Annotated in this window: 23 protein-coding genes, 3 pseudogenes and 1 riboswitch; of the genes and pseudogenes, 9 read left to right on the top strand and 17 right to left on the bottom strand. The window is 34.2% G+C overall.

Annotated elements, in window-relative coordinates; all coding sequences use genetic code 11:
* Positions 1-129 precede the first annotated feature (129 nt).
* Together JFU54_RS21145 and JFU54_RS21140 are read left to right on the top strand one after the other, a co-directional pair.
* Positions 130-2,819, top strand: a pseudogene (locus JFU54_RS21145) (response regulator).
* Between the two features lie 16 nt (positions 2,820-2,835).
* The gene (locus JFU54_RS21140; RefSeq protein WP_002140680.1) at positions 2,836-3,693 is read left to right on the top strand and encodes a CheR family methyltransferase; all 858 of its coding nucleotides are present in this window, start codon (positions 2,836-2,838) and stop codon (positions 3,691-3,693) included.
* A gap of 39 nt (positions 3,694-3,732) precedes the next feature.
* Here the strand turns inward: JFU54_RS21140 and JFU54_RS21135 are convergent, their stop codons facing one another.
* The 5 genes from JFU54_RS21135 to rsbV form a co-directional block, all read right to left on the bottom strand.
* Positions 3,733-4,875, bottom strand: coding sequence for a fused response regulator/phosphatase (locus JFU54_RS21135; RefSeq protein WP_201066250.1), 1,143 nt, complete (start codon positions 4,873-4,875; stop codon positions 3,733-3,735).
* A 325-nt stretch (positions 4,876-5,200) separates the two neighbouring features.
* The gene (locus tag JFU54_RS21130; protein ID WP_000017756.1) at positions 5,201-5,641 is read right to left on the bottom strand and encodes a ferritin-like domain-containing protein; all 441 of its coding nucleotides are present in this window, start codon (positions 5,639-5,641) and stop codon (positions 5,201-5,203) included.
* A gap of 70 nt (positions 5,642-5,711) precedes the next feature.
* Complete coding sequence (sigB, locus tag JFU54_RS21125; RefSeq protein ID WP_201066248.1) at positions 5,712-6,488, bottom strand: RNA polymerase sigma factor SigB; 777 nt, start codon at positions 6,486-6,488, stop codon at positions 5,712-5,714.
* A complete protein-coding gene (rsbW, locus tag JFU54_RS21120) occupies positions 6,451-6,933 on the bottom strand; it encodes an anti-sigma B factor RsbW (protein WP_063217526.1) in 483 nt (160 codons plus the stop codon). Before rsbW ends, sigB begins: the two co-directional genes overlap by 38 nt.
* Positions 6,934-6,939: 6 nt before the next feature.
* Positions 6,940-7,278 carry an anti sigma b factor antagonist RsbV gene (rsbV, locus tag JFU54_RS21115; protein ID WP_002011067.1) on the bottom strand — a complete coding sequence of 113 codons (339 nt, stop codon included), beginning with the start codon at positions 7,276-7,278 and terminating at the stop codon, positions 6,940-6,942.
* A 350-nt stretch (positions 7,279-7,628) separates the two neighbouring features.
* Here rsbV and JFU54_RS21110 point away from each other — a divergent pair, with 350 nt between their 5' ends.
* Positions 7,629-7,829, top strand: coding sequence for a methyltransferase (locus tag JFU54_RS21110; protein WP_002140674.1), 201 nt, complete (start codon positions 7,629-7,631; stop codon positions 7,827-7,829).
* Positions 7,830-7,992: 163 nt separating this feature from the next.
* On the opposite strand, the gene JFU54_RS21105 is transcribed toward JFU54_RS21110, so the two are convergent.
* The 3 genes from JFU54_RS21105 to JFU54_RS21095 form a co-directional block, all read right to left on the bottom strand.
* Positions 7,993-8,244 carry a GlsB/YeaQ/YmgE family stress response membrane protein gene (locus JFU54_RS21105; protein ID WP_201066246.1) on the bottom strand — a complete coding sequence of 84 codons (252 nt, stop codon included), beginning with the start codon at positions 8,242-8,244 and terminating at the stop codon, positions 7,993-7,995.
* Between the two features lie 75 nt (positions 8,245-8,319).
* Positions 8,320-8,520 carry a CsbD family protein gene (locus JFU54_RS21100; RefSeq protein WP_000004264.1) on the bottom strand — a complete coding sequence of 67 codons (201 nt, stop codon included), beginning with the start codon at positions 8,518-8,520 and terminating at the stop codon, positions 8,320-8,322.
* A gap of 50 nt (positions 8,521-8,570) precedes the next feature.
* On the bottom strand, positions 8,571-8,960 hold the full coding sequence (locus JFU54_RS21095) for a YflT domain-containing protein (RefSeq protein WP_000448809.1): 390 nt from the start codon (positions 8,958-8,960) through the stop codon (positions 8,571-8,573).
* A 273-nt stretch (positions 8,961-9,233) separates the two neighbouring features.
* Between JFU54_RS21095 and JFU54_RS21090 the strand changes: the two genes are divergently transcribed.
* Both JFU54_RS21090 and JFU54_RS21085 read left to right on the top strand, forming a co-directional pair.
* The gene (locus JFU54_RS21090) at positions 9,234-9,704 is read left to right on the top strand and encodes a hypothetical protein (protein WP_201066244.1); all 471 of its coding nucleotides are present in this window, start codon (positions 9,234-9,236) and stop codon (positions 9,702-9,704) included.
* Between the two features lie 265 nt (positions 9,705-9,969).
* Positions 9,970-10,077 (top strand): annotated as a pseudogene (locus tag JFU54_RS21085) (YjcZ family sporulation protein).
* Positions 10,078-10,521: 444 nt separating this feature from the next.
* Here the strand turns inward: JFU54_RS21085 and JFU54_RS21080 are convergent.
* The 4 genes from JFU54_RS21080 to JFU54_RS21065 all read right to left on the bottom strand — a co-directional run bounded on the left by JFU54_RS21080 (position 10,522) and on the right by JFU54_RS21065 (position 14,642).
* Positions 10,522-11,466: an acetyl-CoA carboxylase carboxyltransferase subunit alpha gene (locus tag JFU54_RS21080; RefSeq protein WP_201066242.1), complete on the bottom strand. Its 945-nt coding sequence runs from the start codon at positions 11,464-11,466 to the stop codon at positions 10,522-10,524.
* Positions 11,467-11,498: 32 nt separating this feature from the next.
* Positions 11,499-11,945, bottom strand: coding sequence for a MarR family winged helix-turn-helix transcriptional regulator (locus JFU54_RS21075; protein ID WP_201066240.1), 447 nt, complete (start codon positions 11,943-11,945; stop codon positions 11,499-11,501).
* A 195-nt stretch (positions 11,946-12,140) separates the two neighbouring features.
* The gene (locus JFU54_RS21070; RefSeq protein WP_201066238.1) at positions 12,141-12,785 is read right to left on the bottom strand and encodes a hypothetical protein; all 645 of its coding nucleotides are present in this window, start codon (positions 12,783-12,785) and stop codon (positions 12,141-12,143) included.
* Positions 12,786-12,908: 123 nt separating this feature from the next.
* Positions 12,909-14,642, bottom strand: a complete 1,734-nt coding sequence (locus tag JFU54_RS21065) for an S-layer homology domain-containing protein (RefSeq protein ID WP_201066224.1) — start codon at positions 14,640-14,642, stop codon at positions 12,909-12,911.
* Between the two features lie 384 nt (positions 14,643-15,026).
* Here JFU54_RS21065 and JFU54_RS21060 point away from each other — a divergent pair, with 384 nt between their 5' ends.
* Positions 15,027-15,233: a hypothetical protein gene (locus JFU54_RS21060; protein ID WP_201066210.1), complete on the top strand. Its 207-nt coding sequence runs from the start codon at positions 15,027-15,029 to the stop codon at positions 15,231-15,233.
* A 65-nt stretch (positions 15,234-15,298) separates the two neighbouring features.
* Here the strand turns inward: JFU54_RS21060 and JFU54_RS21055 are convergent, their stop codons facing one another.
* Positions 15,299-15,439: a hypothetical protein gene (locus JFU54_RS21055; protein WP_002011050.1), complete on the bottom strand. Its 141-nt coding sequence runs from the start codon at positions 15,437-15,439 to the stop codon at positions 15,299-15,301.
* A 110-nt stretch (positions 15,440-15,549) separates the two neighbouring features.
* Here JFU54_RS21055 and JFU54_RS21050 point away from each other — a divergent pair, with 110 nt between their 5' ends.
* Positions 15,550-16,080 carry a cysteine hydrolase family protein gene (locus JFU54_RS21050; RefSeq protein ID WP_201066208.1) on the top strand — a complete coding sequence of 177 codons (531 nt, stop codon included), beginning with the start codon at positions 15,550-15,552 and terminating at the stop codon, positions 16,078-16,080.
* A 172-nt stretch (positions 16,081-16,252) separates the two neighbouring features.
* Here JFU54_RS21050 and JFU54_RS21045 read toward each other — a convergent pair whose 3' ends face one another.
* From JFU54_RS21045 to JFU54_RS21035, 3 genes are all read right to left on the bottom strand, one after another.
* Positions 16,253-18,637 (bottom strand): immune inhibitor A domain-containing protein, encoded by a 2,385-nt coding sequence (locus JFU54_RS21045; RefSeq protein ID WP_201066206.1) that lies wholly within the window; start codon positions 18,635-18,637, stop codon positions 16,253-16,255.
* Between the two features lie 328 nt (positions 18,638-18,965).
* Positions 18,966-19,922: an ATP-grasp domain-containing protein gene (locus JFU54_RS21040; protein WP_201066198.1), complete on the bottom strand. Its 957-nt coding sequence runs from the start codon at positions 19,920-19,922 to the stop codon at positions 18,966-18,968.
* Entirely contained in the window at positions 19,915-20,973 is a 1,059-nt protein-coding gene (locus tag JFU54_RS21035; RefSeq protein WP_113769044.1) for an LLM class flavin-dependent oxidoreductase, read from the bottom strand. The genes JFU54_RS21040 and JFU54_RS21035 overlap by 8 nt, the downstream gene beginning before the upstream one ends.
* An 82-nt stretch (positions 20,974-21,055) precedes the next feature.
* Positions 21,056-21,160: riboswitch (SAM riboswitch) on the bottom strand.
* Positions 21,161-21,417: 257 nt separating this feature from the next.
* Here JFU54_RS21035 and JFU54_RS21030 point away from each other — a divergent pair.
* Together JFU54_RS21030 and JFU54_RS21025 are read left to right on the top strand one after the other, a co-directional pair.
* Positions 21,418-21,624 carry a hypothetical protein gene (locus JFU54_RS21030; protein WP_002035364.1) on the top strand — a complete coding sequence of 69 codons (207 nt, stop codon included), beginning with the start codon at positions 21,418-21,420 and terminating at the stop codon, positions 21,622-21,624.
* Between the two features lie 242 nt (positions 21,625-21,866).
* Positions 21,867-22,418, top strand: a complete 552-nt coding sequence (locus tag JFU54_RS21025; protein ID WP_061674076.1) for a DUF4352 domain-containing protein — start codon at positions 21,867-21,869, stop codon at positions 22,416-22,418.
* A 98-nt stretch (positions 22,419-22,516) separates the two neighbouring features.
* On the opposite strand, the pseudogene JFU54_RS21020 reads toward JFU54_RS21025, so the two are convergent.
* Positions 22,517-22,657: pseudogene (locus JFU54_RS21020) on the bottom strand (DAK2 domain-containing protein); the annotation flags it as partial.
* Positions 22,658-22,791 lie beyond the last annotated feature (134 nt).

The following is a 22,791-nucleotide window of genomic DNA, read 5'->3' as shown; positions in this document are numbered from 1 at the left end:
CAAAACGAGACCCCCTAATACAATAGGGGGATTTCTAGTTTGGCCTTATGAAAACTGATATAATATATATTACGTTTTTCATTCTTTACAATAGAAAACTTTTAATAATCTTGAAGGTAGGAATTTTTAATGAAATCGAAAGCAAAATTTAGTATTCGCTACAAAATTATGGCTGGTTATTTAGTTATGATTTTGTTCTTACTTATTTCTTTCATTATGTTAAACAATGAGATTTCCAATTTACAAAAATCTCGTAATTTTATTATTGATCACGATTTTAAAGTTCTTAATTTAACGAATCAAGTGGAGAAAGAATTGCTAACAATTGAAAATAAAGCGAAAGGATTTATTACTTCTAATAATGCAAATTACGTGCAATCCCTTAACACTGCGGAAAAGGATTACGAAAAACATTATCAAGATCTTTTTGCTCTATTAGAGGATAACCCCTCTCAGCAAGAAAAATTAAAACAGATTAATGAAAATATCAATAGTTGGATTAATAAAGAGATTCACCCATTAATTACAAATCACAATAGTAATAACATACAAGCAATCGACACGACTCAAATTCAGTCATTACAATCGCAGATAACTAACTTCCGTGGTGTAGAGGAGCAACTAACGAAAAAAGAGCTGCACAATTAGATACTGAAAATAATAAATTAGAGATTTGGTTATACAGTTTATTGTTCTTACTTTCTTGTATTTCTATTATCATTTCACTCTATATTTCGAATTCCATTACAAAAACGATTAAAAACGTAATTCAAGCTATTAAATCCATTTCTTCTAAAGAAAAAATTACTGAAAGAATTCATGTAAACACGCGGGATGAAATAAAAGATCTTGCTCATACAACGAACCACCTACTAGACGAAATATCTAAAAGAGAGTGGTTACAAACCGAGCTTGCAGAATTAATTTTAATGTATCAAGGTGTACCTTCTATTGAGATGTTAGGTAAAAAAATTCTTAGTGGAGTTATACAAAAAACGCAAACCTCTTGCGGTGCATTCTATGTACGTGAAGAAATTGAAGAAACTGTCTACTATGTGAAGAAAGCTTCTTTCGCCGATCAAGGTTCTGATGTTGGAAAACAATCCATTAAAATGGGTGAAGGTTTAATTGGGCAATGTGCTTTAGAAAAACAAAGCTTTATTCTTCGAGAAATACCAGAAGAATTTCGTTATGTCACTAGTGGCTTATTAGAAATACGCCCTCAAAACCTACTAGTCATCCCTATCTTATTTGAAGATGAAGTGATTGCAGTAATGGAGTTAGTAAGTGTAACTGAGATTTCAGACTTACATCAAGATTTAATTCAACAAACTGTTGATAACCTAGGTCTAACAATCCATAGTATTATGGGACGTATGCGAATTCAAACGCTTTTACATGAATCACAAGCAATGACGGAGGAGTTACAAGTTCAATCAGAAGAATTGCAAACGCAAGCTGAAGAACTACAAATGCAAGCCGAAGAATTACGAACAACGAATGAACAACTAGAGTCTAGAACTGAAGAGGCTGAACAAAAGACAACTGATTTAGAAATTACTAAATCAGAATTAGAAGAAAAAGCAAGCGAAATATTACGTAGTTCAAAATACAAATCAGAATTCCTAGCAAATATGTCCCATGAATTACGAACACCGTTAAATAGTATTTTACTATTATCTGAAATGTTAAGAGAAAATCATGATAATCATTTATCCGATGATGAAATTGAATTAGCAACCGTCATTCATTCATCAGGGAAAGATTTACTTACTTTAATTAATGACATACTAGATTTATCTAAAGTAGAAGCTGGGAAACTAGATGTTATTTTTGAAGCAACGAACATAAGTGACATGGCAGCAAATATGCAGCAAAACTTTTTACATATAGCTGCACAAAAAAATGTCGAATTTACTATTGAAGACAGTGATATTATTCCTGATTTATTTTATACAGATGCAAAGCGGATTGAGCAAATTATTAAAAACTTATTATCCAATGCATTTAAATTCACGGAAAAAGGATCCGTCTCTTTACATTTCGATTCGATAGAAACAACCAATTTGAGTCATGAAATGCAGTCTATAAGTAAAGATTGGATGACAATTTCAGTAAAAGATACTGGTATTGGTATCGCTACAGAACAGCATCAACTCATTTTCGAAGCCTTTCAACAGGCAGATGGCGCAACGATTCGAAAATATGGTGGTACAGGCTTAGGGTTATCTATTTGTAAAGAGTTTGCTAGATTATTAGGTGGTTGGATTACGTTAGAGAGTAATGTAGGAGAAGGCAGTACTTTCACCGTATATATTCCTAACCTTCCAAATGGGTTAACTGATATACAAGTATCCAATTTAGAAGTCGCAGCAACGATAGAAGATGTTATTCCTGCTGAAGTTATTGAGGAAACTATAGTTACTCCAGAAACAAATAACGTCTTCCAAGAGAAAACTATTTTAATTGTCGATGATGATCATCGAAATATATTTGCATTACAAAATGCATTAGAAAAACAACATGCCAACATTATTACTGCACAAAACGGCATAGAGTGTTTAGAAATACTAAAAAGCAATACAAATATTGACCTTATCTTAATGGATATTATGATGCCGAATATGGACGGTTATGAAACGATGGAACATATCCGAATGAATTTAGGGTTACATGAAATACCTATTATCGCATTAACTGCTAAAGCAATGCCAAATGATAAAGAAAAATGTTTATCTGCTGGCGCTTCAGATTATATAAGTAAACCATTAAATTTACATCAACTCTATTCGGTAATGAGTGTATGGTTAATAAAATAAGTGAGGTTTAGTTTAAGTGGAAAATAAGTATTATAATTTTGATCCATCCGTAGATATGGATAAGCGTACGAACTTAGAAATTGAATTACTATTGGAAGCGGTATTTAAACTGTCAGGATTTGATTTTCGCCAATATGCTCGCACATCTATTTATAGAAGAATTTGTAATAGAATGCAGCTCTCTAATATCCCTACCATTTCAAAATTAATTGAAAAAGTAATTCATGAGGAAGGGTTTCTAGAACAGTTATTAAATGATTTCTCCATTAATGTAACTGAAATGTTCCGTAACCCTACTTTTTTTAAAGCGTTAAGAGAGCATGTTATTCCTGAATTAAAAAAGTATCCTGAAATTAGAATTTGGCATGCTGGATGCGCAACTGGTGAAGAAGTGTTATCAATGTCCATCTTACTTCACGAAGAAGGATTAAGTGAAAAAGCTGTTATTTACGCAACAGATATGAATACGAATGTGTTAGAAAAAGCAAAACAAGGCATCCTTCCGTTAAATAAAATGCAAACTTATACGAAAAACTATTTACAAGCTGGCGGTACACAAGCATTTTCTAACTATTATTCAACAGATAATCGTTTTGCTTATTTTAATCCATCCCTTTTACAAAACATTATTTTTGCACAGCATAATTTAGTAACCGATCAATCTTTTAACGAATTTCATATTATACTTTGCCGTAACGTTTTAATTTACTTTACAAGTAAACTTCAAAACCAAGTACAGCAACTATTTTATGAAAGTTTAGGCCACAATGGATTCCTATGTTTAGGAAATAAAGAAACTCTTCGTTTTTCACATATAATGCCGCATTATATTCAATTTAATCCTAACGAACAAATCTATCAAAAAATACAATAAAAAGCGTATGAAATCCTCTGTTTGGATTTCATACGCTTTTTATTTCGCATTCGTTTGTATCATAATTAAGCACATATCATCTGATTGTGTTTTCTTCTGTTCTTCCTTATAAAACCCTTCTATCTCTTCTTCTAAATCTCCCCATTTTCTTTCTGTAAAAGCACGTAATTTCTCTTCAGACTCAAATTCATCATGTGCAATTGCTTCAAGAACACCATCTGTAAATAATACAATTTGAGCGTTCTTCTCAAAAGGTATGACTGTCTTCTCGACTTTTATTTCATCAAAAAATCCTACCGCACAACTCCCGCGATTTAGTTCCACTACATTCTCTTCATCAACTAAAACGTATCCAGAAGGATGTCCTGCATTTACATATTCAATTGTTCTCTTTTCTGTATCAACTACTAAGTATATCGCTGTAAAATAATATGGAATATTGTCATTCTCATTATGTAAAAGAGTCATATATTTATTTAAGTCTTTAATGACAAGTTCCGGATCGATTAAACATTTAATCGATTCACGTAATACAGACGAAATAAACATACAAACTAATGAAGCAGATACACCATGCCCCATCACATCTAATAATATAATACCGTAGCGGTTTTCATCGATTTTATACCAATAATACATATCTCCAGCTAGTTTGAATGAAGGTAAGTAACTTGCTTCAATTTTTATATGATCTTCTCTTAATGGGCTACTTAATAAGTTTCTTTGTACTTGTGTAGCTAAATCTAATTCATTACGAAGATTTTCCTCTTGTTCTTTATGCCAATTCAATTCCGATTTCAAGCGTAATGCCACACGCATACGAGCTAACAATTCAACTTTATTTATAGGTTTCGTAATATAATCCATTGCGCCTATATCAAGCGCTTCAGCTAATTTATTCGCATCTTCTAAAGCTGTTACAAAAATAATAGGAATATCTTTAAACTTCTCCTCGTTTTGTAATCGCCTACAAACTTCAAGTCCATCAATCTCAGGCATCATGATATCTAATAGTATTAAATCAATTTCATTATGCCTGGAAGAATCTTTTCCAAAATGGGTGTATTCGAAAAGCTCTTGTGCAGAATTAAGCGATACAAGATCCTGATATCCGGCTTGTTTTAAAATTTTTTCAATTACAAAGATGTTAACCGGATTATCATCGACAATTAAAATGGACACAAGTTATTTCCCCTTTTCTTATTTAAAATGTAAATCTATTATCATTCTCTATTTTTCTAGTATTGCATACTCAGTTATAAAATAAAAATTTCCTACTCATACGTATTTATACAGCAAAAGAACAAACCCCCTAGAAATGAGAGTTTGTTCTTTCACTCTATAAAGTGAAACTTTAATCAGTGGGGGTTTTCTTCATCCCCCACTGATTATTAGTTGAACCAATCGGACTTTTATGGGCAGTTGATCCCCCACCTAAATTCTTTTCTTTCGCTGCATTTTGAGGTGGGGGTCTTACTGCCCATTAAAGTGGGGTAAATTTCCACTATTAATTTAACACCATCGCTTTGTCATTTAAAAGGCGATCTAATTCTTCCATATGATTTGTTTCATCTGCGATCATATCTTCTAACTTTACAACTAACTCTGTCATATTTAATTTCGCTGCCTGTTCTTTTCTCGTTTCATAACGCTTAATTGTTTCATATTCTGATTGTCTAGCGTATTCTAACATTTCTCTAACATCTTCTACTTGCTTCACTGGTAAAGGGATCGTAGTAGGTGTACCACCTAGCGTCTTAATTTTCTCCGCTAAATATAGGGCATGTCCTTGTTCATCACTAATTTCAGATTCAAAGAAAGGTTTTAACACTTGTCTATATATACCAGAAACCGTAGCTGCATTATGGTTATACATAATAATTGCCGAGTATTCTCCTGCTAAATCTTCATTCAATCCTTCGATTAGTTCTTTCACATCGTGTGACATTTTAATATCTCCTCCTATACTTAATAACTACCCCTTTTCTCATGTTTTAAACATAATTATTTTAAATTTTTTATGTATCTAAAAACACCGCTTGCTTCAATTTACTTATCGCTTGTCTTTTAATACGAGAAACGTGCATTTGTGAAATACCTAACCGTTCCCCTGTATCCTTTTGATTTAAATTTTCTCCAAATATATAATGAATAACACTCTTTTCCGTATCATTTAATACGTTAAAAATATCATCTAAAACGAGACGCCTTTCTGTCTGTTCATACCCTTGCTCTACTTCACCTACAGATTCAATTCTCGCTACCGAACTTCCATCAGATGAATTTTCAACTACATCATCTAAGGAAGATACTTGATAATTATTTTTAGCATCCATAATTTCTAGAACTTCCTCTTCGGATAGTCCTAAATGATCTGCAATCTCTATAATCTTCGGTGAACGTTGTAGGTGATCTGTTAGCTCCTCTATCGCAAGTTTAATTTTCCCGCCTAAATCTTTAATTCGCCTTGGAACATGAATACCCCAAGTTTTATCACGTAAATACTTCTTTATTTCTCCTACTATCGTAGGTATTGCAAACGGCTCAAAAGCATTCCCTATCGAATAATCATACCTTCTTATTGCGCCTAAGAGCCCTAACATCCCTACTTGTATAATATCCTCATGCATCGGCCCACCTTTTGAATAACGATATGCAATGGAATGTACGAGGTTTTTATAGTGATCAACCAACCTTTCCTGCGCTTCATCACATTGGTTTTGTTGGAATTCTGCAATTAGTTTAATAACGTCTTCTTTAGTAAGATTTGTAGGTTGAGATTGGATTTCCATCATTCTCCACCTGCTCTCTTTGTATATATTTTGTCATTAAAACTGTCATGCCCTCATCATGCATAATTTGTATATCATCCATTAACGTATTTATTAAATATAAACCTAAACCATTTTCCGGCAAATGTTCTACTGGTTTATTAATATCATACGGACCAACTTTACTTTTTAAGGTGCTAAAATCAAAGCTAACCCCATTATCCGCAACCATAATTTCTAATCGATTTTCATATAGACCAAAGACAATTGTAATTTCTCCAACGTCTTCTTTATATGCATGTTGTACAATGTTTGTACATGCTTCACTAATAGCAATCTTCATATCTTCTATATCGTCATAAGCAAAGCCCATTCGATTCGCAACACCAGCCATTGTTAAACGAATAATAGCCACATATTCTGCTTTTGCAGGAATTTTCATTTCTATCTTTTCAAATTTCTCCATCATCCCTAGTCACCTTCTTTCTACTTTTTCAAAATCTGAATTCAAATTTAATATTTCTGTTAGTCCTGTAATATCGAATAATCTTTTTAACCTTTTAGATACACCAATAAACTCTAGTTTCCCATCATTTTTCTTAATTGCTTTTAATAGCGCTATAAAAACGCCTAAACCTGTACTATCCATATAATCTACCTTATTAAAATCTACTACTATATAAACCTCTTTCTCACTTGCAATAGGCATTACCTTATTTTTCAAATCTGATGCCGTATACGCATCAATCTCACCATTAAGTTGTACTGTATAACCTAAATCATTTTGCAAAATATTTATTGCCAAATTCATCATTTCCGCCCCCTTATCTCAAACTACTACTATTTAATTACCCATAAAAATTAGTTTTAAACATATTTTTTCATTTTAATTATAAAGTGAAACTTTAATCAGTGGGGGTTTTCTTCATCCCCCACTGATTATTAGCCCTCACCAATCGGACTTTTATGGGCAGTTGATTCCCCACCTAAATTCTTTGCTTTCGCTGAATTTTGAGGTGGGGAGCTTACTGCCCATTAAAGCGGGATAAATAAATTTTCTACACCTTTCTCAGCTTAACACTAAAAAAAATACTACCAAATGTTTAAACCTTATAAATTTGTGTATGTATAATGTATAAACATTATTTTTAGGGGGATCTATCTATGGAAGAGCACAGCTTTAAAAAGGGAGATTTTGTTCAATTTTCTTATCGACACGATCATGCTACAAAATTAATTGGTTCCATTATTAACATACTAACGAATACAATTGTAGTTGATATAGGTAATAGCGAGGACTTATCTCATATAGAACCGAGGCAGGTCGTAAGAATAAATAATTGTAAAAAAGTAACGATAGCTTAATATGTAATCTCAATCAGTGGGGCCATCCTCACTGATTCCTATGTAAAATACATTAAAAAAGCATCCAAATTATTTTAATTGGATGCTTTTTTATGTATATTTATTAGTTTATTAACTTTATAGCTATATATAATAAACTTAAGATTACTATTCATTATAATGCTTATGCTTTCCGTAGCATTCTAGAAAAGAATGTAACGATTAAAATAAAGACGATTGCACCTAATAAAGCTGGAAGAATAAAGATGCCTCCCCATTCAGGACCCCAATGACCAAATAAGGCACTACCTACCCAAGATCCGATTAATCCCGCAATAACATTACCAACTATACCTAAAGGAAATTCTTTTCCTGTAATCATTCCAGCTAACATACCAATAAGTCCACCTACAATACACGTAATAATAAGTCCCACAATTAGACCTCCTATATTATTTTTATAATGGATTTATCAAGCTTTGGCGTTTAACCAAAGCTTGATAAACATGTATTATTCTTTGTTATCCAATCCATCACTTATCTTTTGTTTCACTTTTCCGACTTTTTCTTTTACAGTTCCCTTCGTCTTCTCCCACTTCCCTTCATTTTTCAACTCTCTATCTTCTGTAACTTCACCAATTCCTTCTTTTACTTGCCCCTTTTTCTTTTCAACTTTACCAGTAATTTGTTCTTTTAGCCCGCTCTCACTCATATTTCCAATCTCCTTTTCGTAATAGTTTTGTAGATTTAAAGAGTATGAATTTAAATAGAATACGTGCATCTTCTTTCTTGTAACCATTCACCGACTCTTTCTAAATCCTTAACGAATAATAAGATTTTCCCTTCATCCAGTTTTTCTTCATAAAAGTTAGCTTCTTCCTCATTAAGCCCTAACTCTTGCATCTTATTTCTTAACTGATCTCCCGTTTTTTGAAAGACATTAATAATACTTGTCCCAAGTCCCTCTTCTTTTATTCCAATTGTATTCACGTCTGCATTGTCTGCGATTCTATCTGTCCTTTCTTTCTCATGTGTTAATACGTAAATATCTTTTTGGTCGATTCCTTTCTTCACTAGATCATTCGCCGCATTCATGACCTCTTTCTCCGTAATAAATTCATATACAAAAGGTTTACTATACTTCGTTTCCATCTTTAACTTCCTCCTCTAAAATGAATTATTTGTTATATTATATGTAATACACCCATTTTCGAAATGTTAAACATAAAATATGAAAAAAATTATGTGAATTTTGATTTTGATAGAGAATGAACCGCATATTTTTCATATATACGCTTCATATTATTCATACGAACATCATTAAAACTAGTAAACATGTCTCCCTACGATTTACAAAATTATCTCCTTACAATAACTACCTAAAATAACAGAAAATTGTTATAATTAAACGTAAGGAGGGATACTATGAAAAAAATCATATCTATATGCGCTCTAAGTGTTCTATCTTTCACTTTAATAGGTTGTACAAGCACTTCTACTACAAACAATACTCCAACAACTAAGCAAGAAAATACGAAAAATGCCATTCAATTAAACTCTGCAGACATTACCAACATTGAGATGCTTAGAACAACAAGTAATACTAGTTCCAAATCTCAAACAGATAACGAGGAAATGATACAATCAATCGCTTCAGCAGTCCAAAACGGAACACCGAAAACAATCACACTAGATCAAAAAAAGAGAGCATCTGCGCATTCTACTATAACCGTTACATATAAAGATGACTCAAAAGAAGAATTTCTTGTGTGGGTTGATAATAAGGAACAAATTACGATTGCTAAAGATGAGAAGAAAGATAAAGTAGAAGCTGTAACGGTGAATATTAAAGGCGCTAAGATAATGAAGGATTTTTTTAAAAATGATAAAACATAAAAGGATCCCCATCAACTTAAGGATTCAAAATCAGCACAAAATTTTGTTCAGAAATACTATAAAATTTCAGCCTAATAGGTAAGTGGCGAGACCGTATATTATTAAACTTAAAATGTTCCAAGTCGAAAGAGGACACCTTATAAGGTGTCTTTTCTTTATTTTCAAAAGGACCTGCTCCATTCATAAATGCATAAAGTAAATTGAATCCGTTAAAACACATGAGTGAACCTTTGTCTTCCCCCTCCTATCTAAAGGAGGAACTGTTATGGGCTTTGGTGGTAGTTGTGGCGGCTGTGGATTCGCTGGATGATTTGCTTTATTAGTTGTATTGTTCATTTTATTAATCATCGTTGGAGCTGCTTGCTTCTGCTAAAAAACTATCGAAAAAGATCCCCGTGCTAAACAAAAAATAAAATAAGCTGCCCATATGGACAGCTTATTTACATAATTATCGTTCTCGGAAGTAAAGTTTTAAAAGTAATTTATCCATAGTGATATTAAAATTACTACTAACAGGGGGAGCACCACATTGCCATCAACCTAAGCTTTTGAGATACCCCCCATAACGAAATTTTCACCTTTTTACAGTTATGTATGAGAATTCAGCTCATTTTTTCGTTTTGGGGAACAATCAATTTCTTAAGTTGATGGGTATGTGATAATGCTTCCATTTGAACAAATTTTCCTTTTCCATACCGATCACACACCTTTTGTAGAGTAATAGTATCAGCATATCCCAGTTTAAGAGGTTACTTACAAAATATTTAGAATTTTTTTGCGAGAATCCTCCGAAATGTAATACGGACTTTAAATATTTTCATTTATAATTCTCTATTTGTCTATACTTTTCATACCGCTGTTGTATAAGCTCTTCCGAGGATAATAGTATCAATTTTTTTAGAGATGATTCGATTACAGATTCAATCACTTTTGCCTGTGATTTTATATCATTTTGTGCTCCACCTTTAATTTCAGGAATGATTTCATCAATAATTCCTAAATGTTTTAAATCTTTTGCTGAAATTTTCATATGTTCAGCAGCTTCTGGAGCATACTTAGCGTCCTTCCATAGGATAGATGCTGCTCCTTCTGGCGAAATTACCGAGTACCATGAATACTCTAACATATGGATATGGTTACCGACACTAATGCCAAGAGCTCCACCACTTGATGCCTCTCCAATTACAATACAAACAATTGGCACTTTAAGTGTAGCCATTTCAAATAGATTTCGAGCTATCGCTTCAGAAATTCCACGTTCTTCAGACCCTTTCCCTGGATAGGCGCCTATTGTATCAATAAATGTAATAATAGGGCGATTAAATTTATCAGCTTGTTTCATAAGTCTTAGCGCTTTTCTATAACCTTCTGGATGTGCCATTCCAAAATTTCTTTCTATATTTTCCTTTGTATTTCTACCTCTTTGATGACCAATAACCGTAACGGGCATCCCTTTAAATTTTGCAATACCACCTATCATTGCTTTATCATCACCATATAATCGATCACCATGAAGTTCGAGAAAGTTTGTAAACAATAAAGGTATATAGTCCAATGTCGTGGGCCGGTTACGTAGCCTTGCAATTTGAACTCGTTGAAAAGGTGTAATATTAGAATAAATTTTATCTTGCATTTTATTTAAACGTTTTTCTAATACATGAATTTCTGACGATAAATCTACATCATTTTCTTTCATAATTTTCTTTAATTCATCAAATTTCTCTTTTAATTCAATAATAGGACGTTCAAAATCCAAACTCATTTTACCCTCCAAATGTTATGATTTACCTCACTCTAATCAAAAGGCTTAGAAATAGAATCAATAAATAATTCAAAACCATCCACAACTATTTTTTGTTCTGATTCTGATAAATTATTGAGAATACTTTGATAAAATGTAATGGATTGCTCTCTTAAGCAATTAACAGTTATGTGACCTTTTTCTGTGAGGTGCAGAAAAAGTTCTCTTCTATTTTTTTCATTTACTTCACGATAAATAAGCCCCTTTTTTACTAACTTATCTACCAATCTACTTACAGTTGAAGTCTCTAATCTAAGTTTATTGGATAGTTGCCAAACAGTTAATTTTTCCACCTCTAGTTCCTCTAACGCCATCATTTGAGAAGTTGGTAAAGGTTTTTCAAATGGTCCATTGGGCAAATTTCGAGATTCAAAAACCCCAGTTATTATAATCATTTTCTTAATATCTGTTCTTAGTTTTAAGGCATCTTCTCTTTTCAAAAAGGTCACCCTCCTACAATTAATGTATCATACATCAATTGTATTATACATGAATATGTTTTTTTCACAAACTTAACGTAAGCCAATATTACAACATGGACGAGATATTTCTTCTTGTTAAAATGGTATAAGTGGATTGTTTTCTACAAATGGCAGAACATCAAGCTACCTTTTTAAAAGATAGCGTTTTTTATATTACCCTTGCTTATTCTTCGCCTTCATTTGCTCTTCATAAACAAACTTCACTGTCATAAAATCGTTAGGAAAATCTTTCAATGCATTCTTCATCACATTTAATTCTTCTTGTGATTTGATTTCTACTCCATTTAAGAAGTCGAATGCTTTTGATTGCTCCTCAGCAACAAAGTTCTGCGTCATATAGTCATCTTGGAAGTCTTGCTTCGCCTTTTCTTTCACTTTATTCATTGCCTCTGTTTTATTTATACTTTTCACAGGATTTGCGAATGCACCCGTAGGCTGTTCTGGTTTAGGCTCTTCTTTCTTTTCTGGCTGTGGAGCTGGTGTTGGTTGTTGTGATTGTTGCTTAGGTTGTTCTTGTTGAACTGGCTGCTGCGCTACTTGTTGCTCTTTTTTCGCTAACTCATCTTTTAATTTCTTAACTTGTGCATCAAGAGATTTATTTTCAGTTTCTAATACACGCTTATCACTTTTTAACTTTTGCGCTTCTTCAAAATGCTCATCTACTAATTTATTGTACTCTTTCTCAGTGTACATTTTTTCACTAGTTGATGTCGTGTTCCCTTTCGTAACAACTACATTAATAATTACAATTAAAACCACGATTCCTATTAACACAGCAAAAATCTTCTTTTTGTCCATTGCTAATCCTCCAAAATGTAAAATTTCAAAAGTTATCATAACAGATGCAGTTATGTTCCTTTGTCACATTATGTTGAACCGAAATAATAAAAAAAGCACCTGCAATAGATGCTTTTTTCATTATCAATACATAAACGTAATCGTCACTAAAGAATATCCTTCTTTCGCATTATACGGCTCCGCTTTATAAGAAACACGGTTCGCTCCTTGCGGATAACCGATTTCTCCAATTACTTTTTTCACATCTTGCAGTGCGCCATCCATTGATTGTTTATAAAGGATTTCAATCTTTGCTGACTTTGTGCTATAACGTTGCTGCATTTTATTTTTGAATTCAATATAGTTATTTGCAATATATTCATTTCCTAAATAATTTAACTTTGTATCTTTCAATATTTGCTGATATGCAGGTGCTTTCGTACCACCTGTCGCAATTTTATTTGTTAATGTACTATAATAGTTTGTAGTAGCTTGCGGATAGTCCCCTCGGTTCCACTCATGATTTCTTGCAATTTGCTCATCAGATAAGTTGAAATATGAATACGTTACGCGGCCTTGTACATCTGGCACTGGATCATCAAATGTTGTATCAAGATGGTACCATTTGTTATCGATTTTAACTAAATTCCAAGCATGAGGCTGACCGTCTCCAGTTCCTACTACAAAATGATTCTCAATTCCAGCTTCTTTTAATAATTGATAGGTTAATAGTGTGTAACCTTGGCAAACGGCAGAACGATTCGCGAGTGCCTCATATGCTGTATACGCTTTATAAGACGTATCGTAAGAAACATGTTTTACAACATAATCATGAATTGCCTTCACTTTTTCATGATCATCCATTCCCGTTTGAATAATAGAAGAAACGATCGCTTTCGCTTGTTTCATCACATACTCTGTTTGTTCTTTCGTTTCGCGATATGTAATCTTTAACGTAAATGTATAATTTCCAGGGGATCCAGAAAGTCCATATGAAACATTCGATCTATTATAATTTGTATACTCATTTTTACTTGCAACTTCTTTATACGCGTTAAAAAGTGTATTCATCACTTCTTCTGTATTACTATTTTTCGTTTTATATGGAAGTGTAATATTCGTTTCGTACGTATTAATACGTGTTTGCACTTCATTTTTGAATGCTGTTAATAATGCTGCGTCTTCTGTATCCTTTACATCAGTATTTTTATATTTCAAAGTTTTATATAAAAACTGTGCATACTGTTCACGTGTTACTGTGCCATATGGTTCAAATTCCCCGTTGCCTGTACCATCTGCGATTCCGTTTGATTGCACCGCACTAATCGCATTTTCTGCCCAAAATGGACTTGGAACATCATTAAATGTATGTTTTTGTTTAGCAGCAAGATGAAAAGCATTTGTAAGAATTTGTGCCATTTCCGCACGACTCACAGAAGCTTTAGGTCTAAATCGGCCATTTTCATCACCTTTAAAAACCCCTAAATTCGTTAAAGTTAATACCTCTTCTGGAAACATTGTAGAATCTCGATTAATATCACCGTAAGGATTTTTAAACGTAGAGCCATCTTTTAATACGTAACGAGTTCCATCATTACTAAACGAACCGCCTTGCTTATTCGGCACTAGCACTCGATAAATTAAAGCTGCAACTTGCTCCCTCGTCGCAACATCCCCAAAGCCAAATATCCCATTTCCATAACCTGAAATAATATTTTTGCTCGCTAAATCTTTAATCGCAGGATACGACCAATGCGATGTAGGCACATCAGAAAAAACGCCCGCTTCAGCAGCTTTCACATCACTGCCATTTGTATATAATAAAGCACCACCTATTAGTGATAATGATGTAATTGATTTTAATAGTTTTGTGTACATAATGCCTTCTCCCAATACGTCTTCTATTTTTTGTTATTTTTTGTCGAAAAATCTAAAAGAATATGACAAAACACATTATACAATTAAAAGTTTTCGAAGGATATAATAAATTTCAAAATATGCAAAAATTCATATTACTATAGTGATTCGTACTGATATTGCGCTATTTTACTTGTGAATATATAAATAAAAAGGAAATATGACATACAGACCGCCCTCAGCAGCATATTTCACAAAGTTTTACAAAGGGACATGGTGTATCATGTCGAAAACACTATTTATAACCAAGTTAATTTGCTTCTATTTGTAAAGCAGATGGAGAAATGTATTTTACAATAGAAAAACACACCAAAATAAATATCAACCTAAAGAGGTGTTAGTACTATGAAAAATAAGAGATGTGATAATTGCGGTTCTACTAAATTTAAAGAGGGGAAAGTTGGATTTGCTTATCATGCATATGTTTGTGAAGATACGTCTAGTTCGCTCTTTAAAGCAGGAGGCCGTTCTAAACTATTAACAACATTCTGTTTAGAGTGCGGTGAGGTAAAATCATTCAGAGTTGAAAAACCAGAAATATTTAAAGGATAAAATATATCCAAGACACTTAAATTATTTATACTTTTGAATGTCTTGGAAATTAATTTGAAGTCGATTTATTTAAAGAGACGCTTCGTTCCAGCAACAACATTGGCTAGAATAGCAATTATAGCTGCACCAATAATTATATATTTGATTTCAGGTTTAATAACAGATTCTAGAAAAAGAATAGATACAATTATTGGAATCCACTTCATACCTCCATGCAATATTCTTTGGAACTTTTGGACACATTAACTATGCATAGCATTGTAGTTTGTATATATTTCACTTTTGTATTTTTGAACCAAGTATTAGGAGGGTATTTATGATGAAAAGCTGTACAGCATTCCTTATTATTGATGTACAGGTAGGTTCATTTGAAGAGAAAAAAGTCCTATATAATAGAACGGAATTATTAAAAGTTATTCAATTATTGATTTCTAAAGCCCGTTCTGCTTCAGCCCCTATTTTTTATATGAAGTTTAACGGGAAGTCCGGTTCCTTGCTTAGCCAAGGGACACCTGGATGGGAAATTCATAAATCAATTGCTCCAGCAACAGGAGATGTCGTTCTTGAAAAGAATCATCCGGATTCTTTTCATAAAACGAGTCTTCAACAAGAGCTGGAAATGAGAAATATAAAACGAGTTGTTATAGCAGGAATTCAATCTGAAATTTGTATAGATGCAACATGCCGGCGTGCATACAGCTTAGGGTATGACGTTACTCTTGTAAAGAATGGACATAGTACATATAATTCTACAATATTATCGGCGTCTCAAATTATTAAGCATCATAACGAGATAATAGGTCAATGGTTTGCCTGCGTAAAAAATTCCGAAAGTATAGAGTTTTGATTCCATTTCTATATTTGATAGTCTATATATTTTTTACGATAGTCTCTTGCGCTTTCAAAGAATTGCTTTCCAATGAACTGGTTCCTAGACTGCCTATTTCTACAATAAGAAGAGAGCTGTCCATAAGTCAGTTTCACCAACTTATGGACAGCTCTCATAGTTTCACCTTATTCTATCGATGAATCCAAACTGCACCTGCAGATTTGTCTTCAGCTTGACCTACTACTTCAAACTTCAATCCTAATTTCGGCAACTTACGTCCTGCATCTGGAATAGCGCTGTTGATGTACTGCTTAGAATCATCAAATTTTGCAACTCCTGGTAATCCTTTATAGTCAAAGATACCGCGAGTTGGCGAGTCTACTCTCCATGCTGGCGCTTGATCAAATGAGAATGCCGCATCGGCAATTTGATAACGCGTACTGCTCTTCACAGTCGGTTGTCCGTTTAATGTTCCTACGATTGCCTCTGGATGAGAATCTACTACTCCTAAGAATCCTTCACCTGGATGAACGCCTACCCAGTTATCTGTAAAGCTTTGATCCGCATACCATACAACCATTCCTGTATTAAACACTGGACCACGCGCATGTTGTAACGCCGTGTCAGAACCAGCGTAATTTCTCCACTCTACATAGTAGTTATTTTTTTTCTGTTCCAATCCGTTAGATACAGTAAATCCTTTTAACGTCATTGCTGGCTGACCTTCTGCATCATCTGAGAAAACAACTTTTCCATCTACAGTTAATGCAACATTATCTAACGCAAATCCTTTATAAGCTACTGCAATATCTGTTAAATACTCAAATTGCAGTTTTACTTTTTTCCCTTTAAATTGGCTTAAATCGTATGATTTATCAACCCACTTACCATCAGTTGTATCCACGCCGCCTTTTACATCTTTTTCGCCCATTCTATCAATACGTGTCTTCGTTCCATCTTCTGCAATCGCATATACGTCAAGGAAATCATACTTCGCTTCAAGTTCGTAGAATGCCTTATAATCGAACTTAGCATCCTTTGCATTTGTTAAGTCAAATACTGGTGTCTCAAGTGTTGTATGAATGTCATTTCCTTTTGTGCTGTAATAAAACTTCTTACCAAATGCTGACTCGATATTTTTAATATCTTTGTCTGGCAAGTTAACACGAACGATTCCTGGTCGTTTTGATTTTGTAACACTTTGATCTAAATATGTTGCAACACCGACTCCCGTGCGAAGTTTATCATAATCTACCTCAACGATATTCGCCCAGTTGCCATTCATATTCTTTTGGAAAAACTCTTTATTTTGTGGTGAGAAACTTGTTGGCTCTGTTCCTGCAATTTTTCCAGCCCAGCTGCCGCCACTCATAATAGACCATGACTCAACAGGTTCACCTTGTCCTGAGTACTTCGTATCGTATTCATCTGGTAAGCCTAAATCATGGCCATACTCATGCGCAAACACACCAACCGCTCCATCTTCAGGCTCGATTGTATAATCGTATGCAGCCATCTTTCCGCCCCAATTCGAAACAGAAGATTTTGTGCCATCAATCGCATATGGTTTTGATCCAAGTTTTGAACGATGAGACCAAATCGCATCATCTTTCAATTTACCGCCGCCAGCTTCTTGACCAACGCCAGCATGTACAACCATTAAATGATCAATAATGCCATCTGGCTCGTTTTTATTTCCATCACCATTTTGATCGTATTGATCAAATTGGTCATAATCAGCTAAATTAATTCCTTTTGCTACCGCTGCTTTTAATGCTTCTTTCACAAGATCGCGTGGCCCTAAAGGACCTTTGTTATCATGACCAGTACCTGCATCCGCACCATAATCCGAAGCTTTCCCTGGAACAGTAAGCCATTCCGTTACAGTTCCATCAACTGTGTAGCTGCCGCCAGATTGTTCTTCATAATATTGTTTAAATGTATTAATCTTCGATCCATCAAATAACGTAAATGGTTCATTACCAAATAACATTTTTTGATAATGTTCACGATTGAAGTCCTTAGAATACATGTATCCTGGCTCTTGATCAATATTGTTATGCTTAAAATCGCTAAATTCTACAAGTAAAACAAGTACTTTATCTTTTCGAACAGCACCGTTGTACTCTTCTTGCTTCGCTGGTGCAGTAGGTACTTTTCCATTTAATTTACTAGAATTCAATCCTGCACCTTGTCCAGCTACTGGCCCTACTGTTGGCTGCTGCGCCTGTTCATTTTCCTTCATTTTTGCATCTTTTACTTTTTTCATAAAATCAGAAGCTTCTTGCGTAAGACTATCTCCTGTCAAGATTTCTTTACCAGGGTTTTCCCCTTTCTTTTTCTCAACATATTTCTCGACAGCCTTTGACGTCTCAGCTTGTGATGCAGATTGATCAATTACGCCCCTTTGTTTTAGCGCTTCTGCCAAACGCTCCTCCGGTATTAAATGCTCATCTATTGGTAGAGATGATGGCGAATCAGCATACGCCGCATGACTTCCAAAAGCAAAACTACTACTTAGTACTGCCGCTGTTGCTAAAACTGATAATGGTTTTAACTTCTTATTCTTTTTCAATGCATTTCCTCCCCAGTGTCTGCGAATTATTGTTTTTTTTGCCGATAGCAACATAATATTCTCTTTATAGAGAATATTCAATGTTTTTCAACAATTAAATGTTGAGAAATATTTTTTTGTGCAGGGTGGGATACGTAGGATAAAAAATACAAACATAAAAACAGCCCAAGTTCCTTATTCGAACTTGGGCTGTTTTTTAATATAAACTGATACTTTTTTTGCTGGTGCAAAAACTCTAAAAACCTTGTAAGTACGCTCTTAAACTTGGACATACTGATACTATTAATTTAGCAAAGGTTTGCACCAAAACCTTATTTTTTAATCAATATTATTTAACTGATTCTACTTGTTGTTCTAATTCTATTCCAAGGAATTTAGCAAGCTCAAGCATACCAAATTGATTAGCTACAGACTCTGCGTCAGAATTATAGTTTGTGTTTGTATTAATATCATACGTATAAATTGTTCCATCCGAACTGCGAATAAATTCAATACCAGCAACGGTAATTTCATTTTCTTTCAAAAATTCTTTGTACTGTTCAATAATTGGCTCTTGGAAGTCCGATATAATTTCAAATTTTGTTGACGACTCTTTCTTACTCTCTTCTCCTACTGGGCAAAAAGCATCTTGAATCGAGCATGCATCTGCCGGGCAAAGCTCAAATCCTTCTGATGTATCTACTTTAACTGCATATACAAACTGACCGCCTACAAACTCACAACGTGTAATATATGGTTCTGGCGCTTCAATATATTGCTGGATTAAAGTAATTCCATCAATAGGTTCTTCAAGTGTCGGACCATCCAAATATTGTTCTAAAGCATCAATGGAATGAAACAGTTGAACACCAAGGCCTTTACCTGCACGGTTATGCTTTGTAATGAACGGTACTTCCCCTAACTCCCTTGCTGCTTTTACTATATTATCACGGCCAACAGTACCAATTGTTTTCGGCACTTGTATCCCAAAATTTCTTAATGCTGCATATTGATTCAATTTACTTACTTCAAGGCGTAATGCACGAGACCCATTAAATACTGTTCGTCCGTATCCCTCTAGCCAAGCAAGAACCCCTTCAGTCAATTCAGGTGCATATCGATGCCCTCTCGTATGTGAAGAGGCACTCATACGGCTATAAAAAACACCTTGGGGAGGTTCTTGTTCTAACGAAACAGTTCCTTCATCTAAAAACCACTCCTCATAAGGTAACTCCAGTTCTTCCAATCTTTTCACCAAATGATCCGTCCATTCCTTATTCTCATGTAATATGTAAATTTTACTCATTTGTAATCAATTCCTTTCTTTTTGCTTCAACTAACGGCATCACTTTTTCAGAAAATCGTTTCATCTCTTCAAGCTGCGGTGAAAATTGTAAAAGTAATAACGTAACACCCACTTTTTCAAAAGCAAGTATCCTTTCTGCAATTTGTTCTGGTGTTCCGATTAAATTAGGACGTAACCCGCGATTAGATACGGAATAATCATTGAGCTTCACTTGCTGTTCCAAATGCGATTTACTAATAAAGTCTTGATAACCCGCGTAACCTAAAGCATCGTCTTTCACATCCGTTATGCGTCTCCATTCCTCTAACGCCTCTTCTTCTGTATCACGACAAATGACGTAAGCCGCGAGCCCGAATGACTGCAATGGCTCCTCTGTGACTTTCTTTCTACGATTCTTCATATCTTCTATTTTTACAAATACTTCTTCCACTGTTCCGCCATGCATTACATATGCATCCGCGTGATTTACAATTACTTCTTTTCCTCGCTCACTCTCACCACCTGCATAGATCTTAATGCCTTGTTTCTGCACAGGTTTTGGACTTAAATGCGTATGATGAAGCTCATAAAAGTTCCCTTTATAAGAAAACTCTTCTTCTTTCCAAAGTTCCTTCAAAATTGTTACAAATTCCTCTGTGCGATCATACCTTTCATCATGTGCGGTAAATACTCCGCCATACTGTCTCGCTTCTTCTTCCCACCATGCTGAAACTACATTCAATGTAAAACGGCCATTACTTAATTGATCGATATTTGCTGCCATTTTCGCTGTAACTGCTGGATTGTGGAAGCCAGGTCTTACAGCTGTCATAATCTCTAATTTATCCGTTACTGCTGCAAGTGCTGCCGCAGTTGTCCACGCTTCTAAACTTGGTGCTGAAACACCTTTTATATCATTTAAATTTAATTCCGCAATAAGTGTTGTTGAAAAACCTAATTGTTCTGCCGCTTGCGCTGTTTGTTTTGCATACTCAAACGTAGGTGGCATAGATTCATCATCTACATTTCGAAGCCATCCCCCAAAAATCGGCAACCAAAAACCATACTCCACTACCTATTCCCCCTTTAACTTTTAGCCATAAAAAAAGCTACTCTTAACGAAATAAGAGTAGCCTTCTTGACTAAGTGAACCGCTCTTATCTTTCAGGTTTTTTCACCTGCAGGATTTGGCACCTTTCGTCTAAAACGAGGTTGCCGAAGTTTCATAGGGCCCGTCCCTCCACTTCTCAACATAAGAATTGTTTGTTTTTTATTTATTATAATCATCAGAATAATAAAACTCAATACTTTAATACTTATTTTTCCGATAAACATTAAATGATATATAGAAAATCATATTGTTATAGAGAATTATAGGGGTATTATGTTGTTTTACTTACGAATATATAAAGGGCTATGTTGTATCATGTCGAAAACATCATTTATAACCAAGTTGCTTTACTTCTATCTTAAAAACACAGAAAAATAAATATCAATCAAATGAGATGTTAGTAACATGAAAAATAAACGATGCGAGAATTGTGGTTCTACTACATTTAAAGAAGGAAGGGTTGGATCTGCTTATCATGCATATGTTTGTGAGGATGAATCTAGTAGATTCTTTTCAGGAGGGAAACGTTCCAAACTATTAACCACATTTTGTTTAGAGTGCGGTGAGGTGCAATCATTTAGAGTTGAAAAACCGGAGATATTTAAAGAATAAAATAATACTAATTACATATTATGCAGATGTTTATTAATGATACAGTAGGAATGATAACAACGGACGATTTCGCTACAACTAGAGTAAATACACCAATCATATTAATAAAAAACAAGAATAAGGTGTCTAAAAGACCCCCTATTTTGAGCCAATAATGAGACATTATGTTAATCTTAATAGAATCTCTTTATAATATGTATAGTTGCACAAAATTGAGAAACTTAAGGAGACAGATAAATTTTATGAGGAAATTATTCATATTACTTACTTTAATTCTAGTATTAGCCAGTGTTACGGCTGCTTGTACACAAGATAAAAAAGATAGTGCCGTTGAAAATGGTCCAATAGAAGAACCAACCGCAAAAAATGAAAATGAAGAATTAATAAATTTTGAAGAAAAAGAAGATATGAGCCGCTTAGAACAAGGTATTTTATTAGTTGGTGAGAGTGTTAAAGGAGGCTATTACTTGGCCACCGTTCAAAGTGCATATTTAAATGCTAACAACGATTCCGTCGTTGTTAATGTCTCTGTAAAAAATGTACGAGGTCAAATGATTGGACTATCAGAATTAAAATATAACTTAAAAGATGAAAAAGACGGAAAGGCCTATGAAGGCAAGGTGCTTGACCAAAACCCTTCTGATATACAAGTTAAACCAAATGAAACGGTAGAATTAAAAATAGCTTTTGAAGTAACCAGTACCGCAGATGAATATATGTTTTATATTGAAAGCTCTTTAGAATCTCTAGGAGCACACTGGAAAATCGATAAGCTGCAATCACAAAAAAACTAAGTCTCAAATAAGCAAAAAGCAATGAAAAATTTGATATAGATACAAATGAAGAATATATAAAAGTCCCTCCGCCCTAAGGCAGAGGGACTTTCTAATTCCTATTTCAGACTACCCGCAATCTCCGTAAAGATAACCCCAAGCGCATGCGCACCTGCATCTGGATAGCCTAAGCTTCTTTCACCAACTGTACCAGCGCGGCCCATGCGAGCTACGATTTCTTTCGTATACTCTGCTCCTCTTTTATTTCTGAGAGGTGATAGTTTTTGTTATAGGAGGAATTAAAAACATTAGCTTGATGGGCATGGGGTGTTTGTATTGCTTAAGTTGATAGATGTGTGGCGGTACCCCATTATAAAAAATAATAAATATGTCT

Origin of the sequence: Bacillus sp. TH19 (genome assembly GCF_016651075.1) — a bacterium.
Lineage (GTDB): Bacteria > Bacillota > Bacilli > Bacillales > Bacillaceae_G > Bacillus_A > Bacillus_A mycoides.
This window is presented reverse-complemented; position numbering and strand designations above follow the sequence as displayed.

Coding starts and splice junctions, on each gene's coding strand:
- JFU54_RS21130 (WP_000017756.1), bottom strand. CDS start 5,641: ATGTCACACGATGTGAAAGAACTAATCGAAGGATTGAATGAAGATTTA.
- sigB (WP_201066248.1), bottom strand. CDS start 6,488: ATGATGGAAATCCAATCTCAACCTACAAATCTTACTAAAGAAGACGTT.
- rsbW (WP_063217526.1), bottom strand. CDS start 6,933: ATGATGGAGAAATTTGAAAAGATAGAAATGAAAATTCCTGCAAAAGCA.
- rsbV (WP_002011067.1), bottom strand. CDS start 7,278: ATGATGAATTTGGCAATAAATATTTTGCAAAATGATTTAGGTTATACA.
- JFU54_RS21110 (WP_002140674.1), top strand. CDS start 7,629: ATGGAAGAGCACAGCTTTAAAAAGGGAGATTTTGTTCAATTTTCTTAT.
- JFU54_RS21100 (WP_000004264.1), bottom strand. CDS start 8,520: ATGAGTGAGAGCGGGCTAAAAGAACAAATTACTGGTAAAGTTGAAAAG.
- JFU54_RS21095 (WP_000448809.1), bottom strand. CDS start 8,960: ATGGAAACGAAGTATAGTAAACCTTTTGTATATGAATTTATTACGGAG.
- JFU54_RS21090 (WP_201066244.1), top strand. CDS start 9,234: ATGAAAAAAATCATATCTATATGCGCTCTAAGTGTTCTATCTTTCACT.
- JFU54_RS21080 (WP_201066242.1), bottom strand. CDS start 11,466: ATGAGTTTGGATTTTGAACGTCCTATTATTGAATTAAAAGAGAAATTT.
- JFU54_RS21070 (WP_201066238.1), bottom strand. CDS start 12,785: ATGGACAAAAAGAAGATTTTTGCTGTGTTAATAGGAATCGTGGTTTTA.
- JFU54_RS21065 (WP_201066224.1), bottom strand. CDS start 14,642: ATGTACACAAAACTATTAAAATCAATTACATCATTATCACTAATAGGT.
- JFU54_RS21060 (WP_201066210.1), top strand. CDS start 15,027: ATGAAAAATAAGAGATGTGATAATTGCGGTTCTACTAAATTTAAAGAG.
- JFU54_RS21055 (WP_002011050.1), bottom strand. CDS start 15,439: ATGAAGTGGATTCCAATAATTGTATCTATTCTTTTTCTAGAATCTGTT.
- JFU54_RS21050 (WP_201066208.1), top strand. CDS start 15,550: ATGATGAAAAGCTGTACAGCATTCCTTATTATTGATGTACAGGTAGGT.
- JFU54_RS21040 (WP_201066198.1), bottom strand. CDS start 19,922: ATGAGTAAAATTTACATATTACATGAGAATAAGGAATGGACGGATCAT.
- JFU54_RS21030 (WP_002035364.1), top strand. CDS start 21,418: ATGAAAAATAAACGATGCGAGAATTGTGGTTCTACTACATTTAAAGAA.
- JFU54_RS21025 (WP_061674076.1), top strand. CDS start 21,867: ATGAGGAAATTATTCATATTACTTACTTTAATTCTAGTATTAGCCAGT.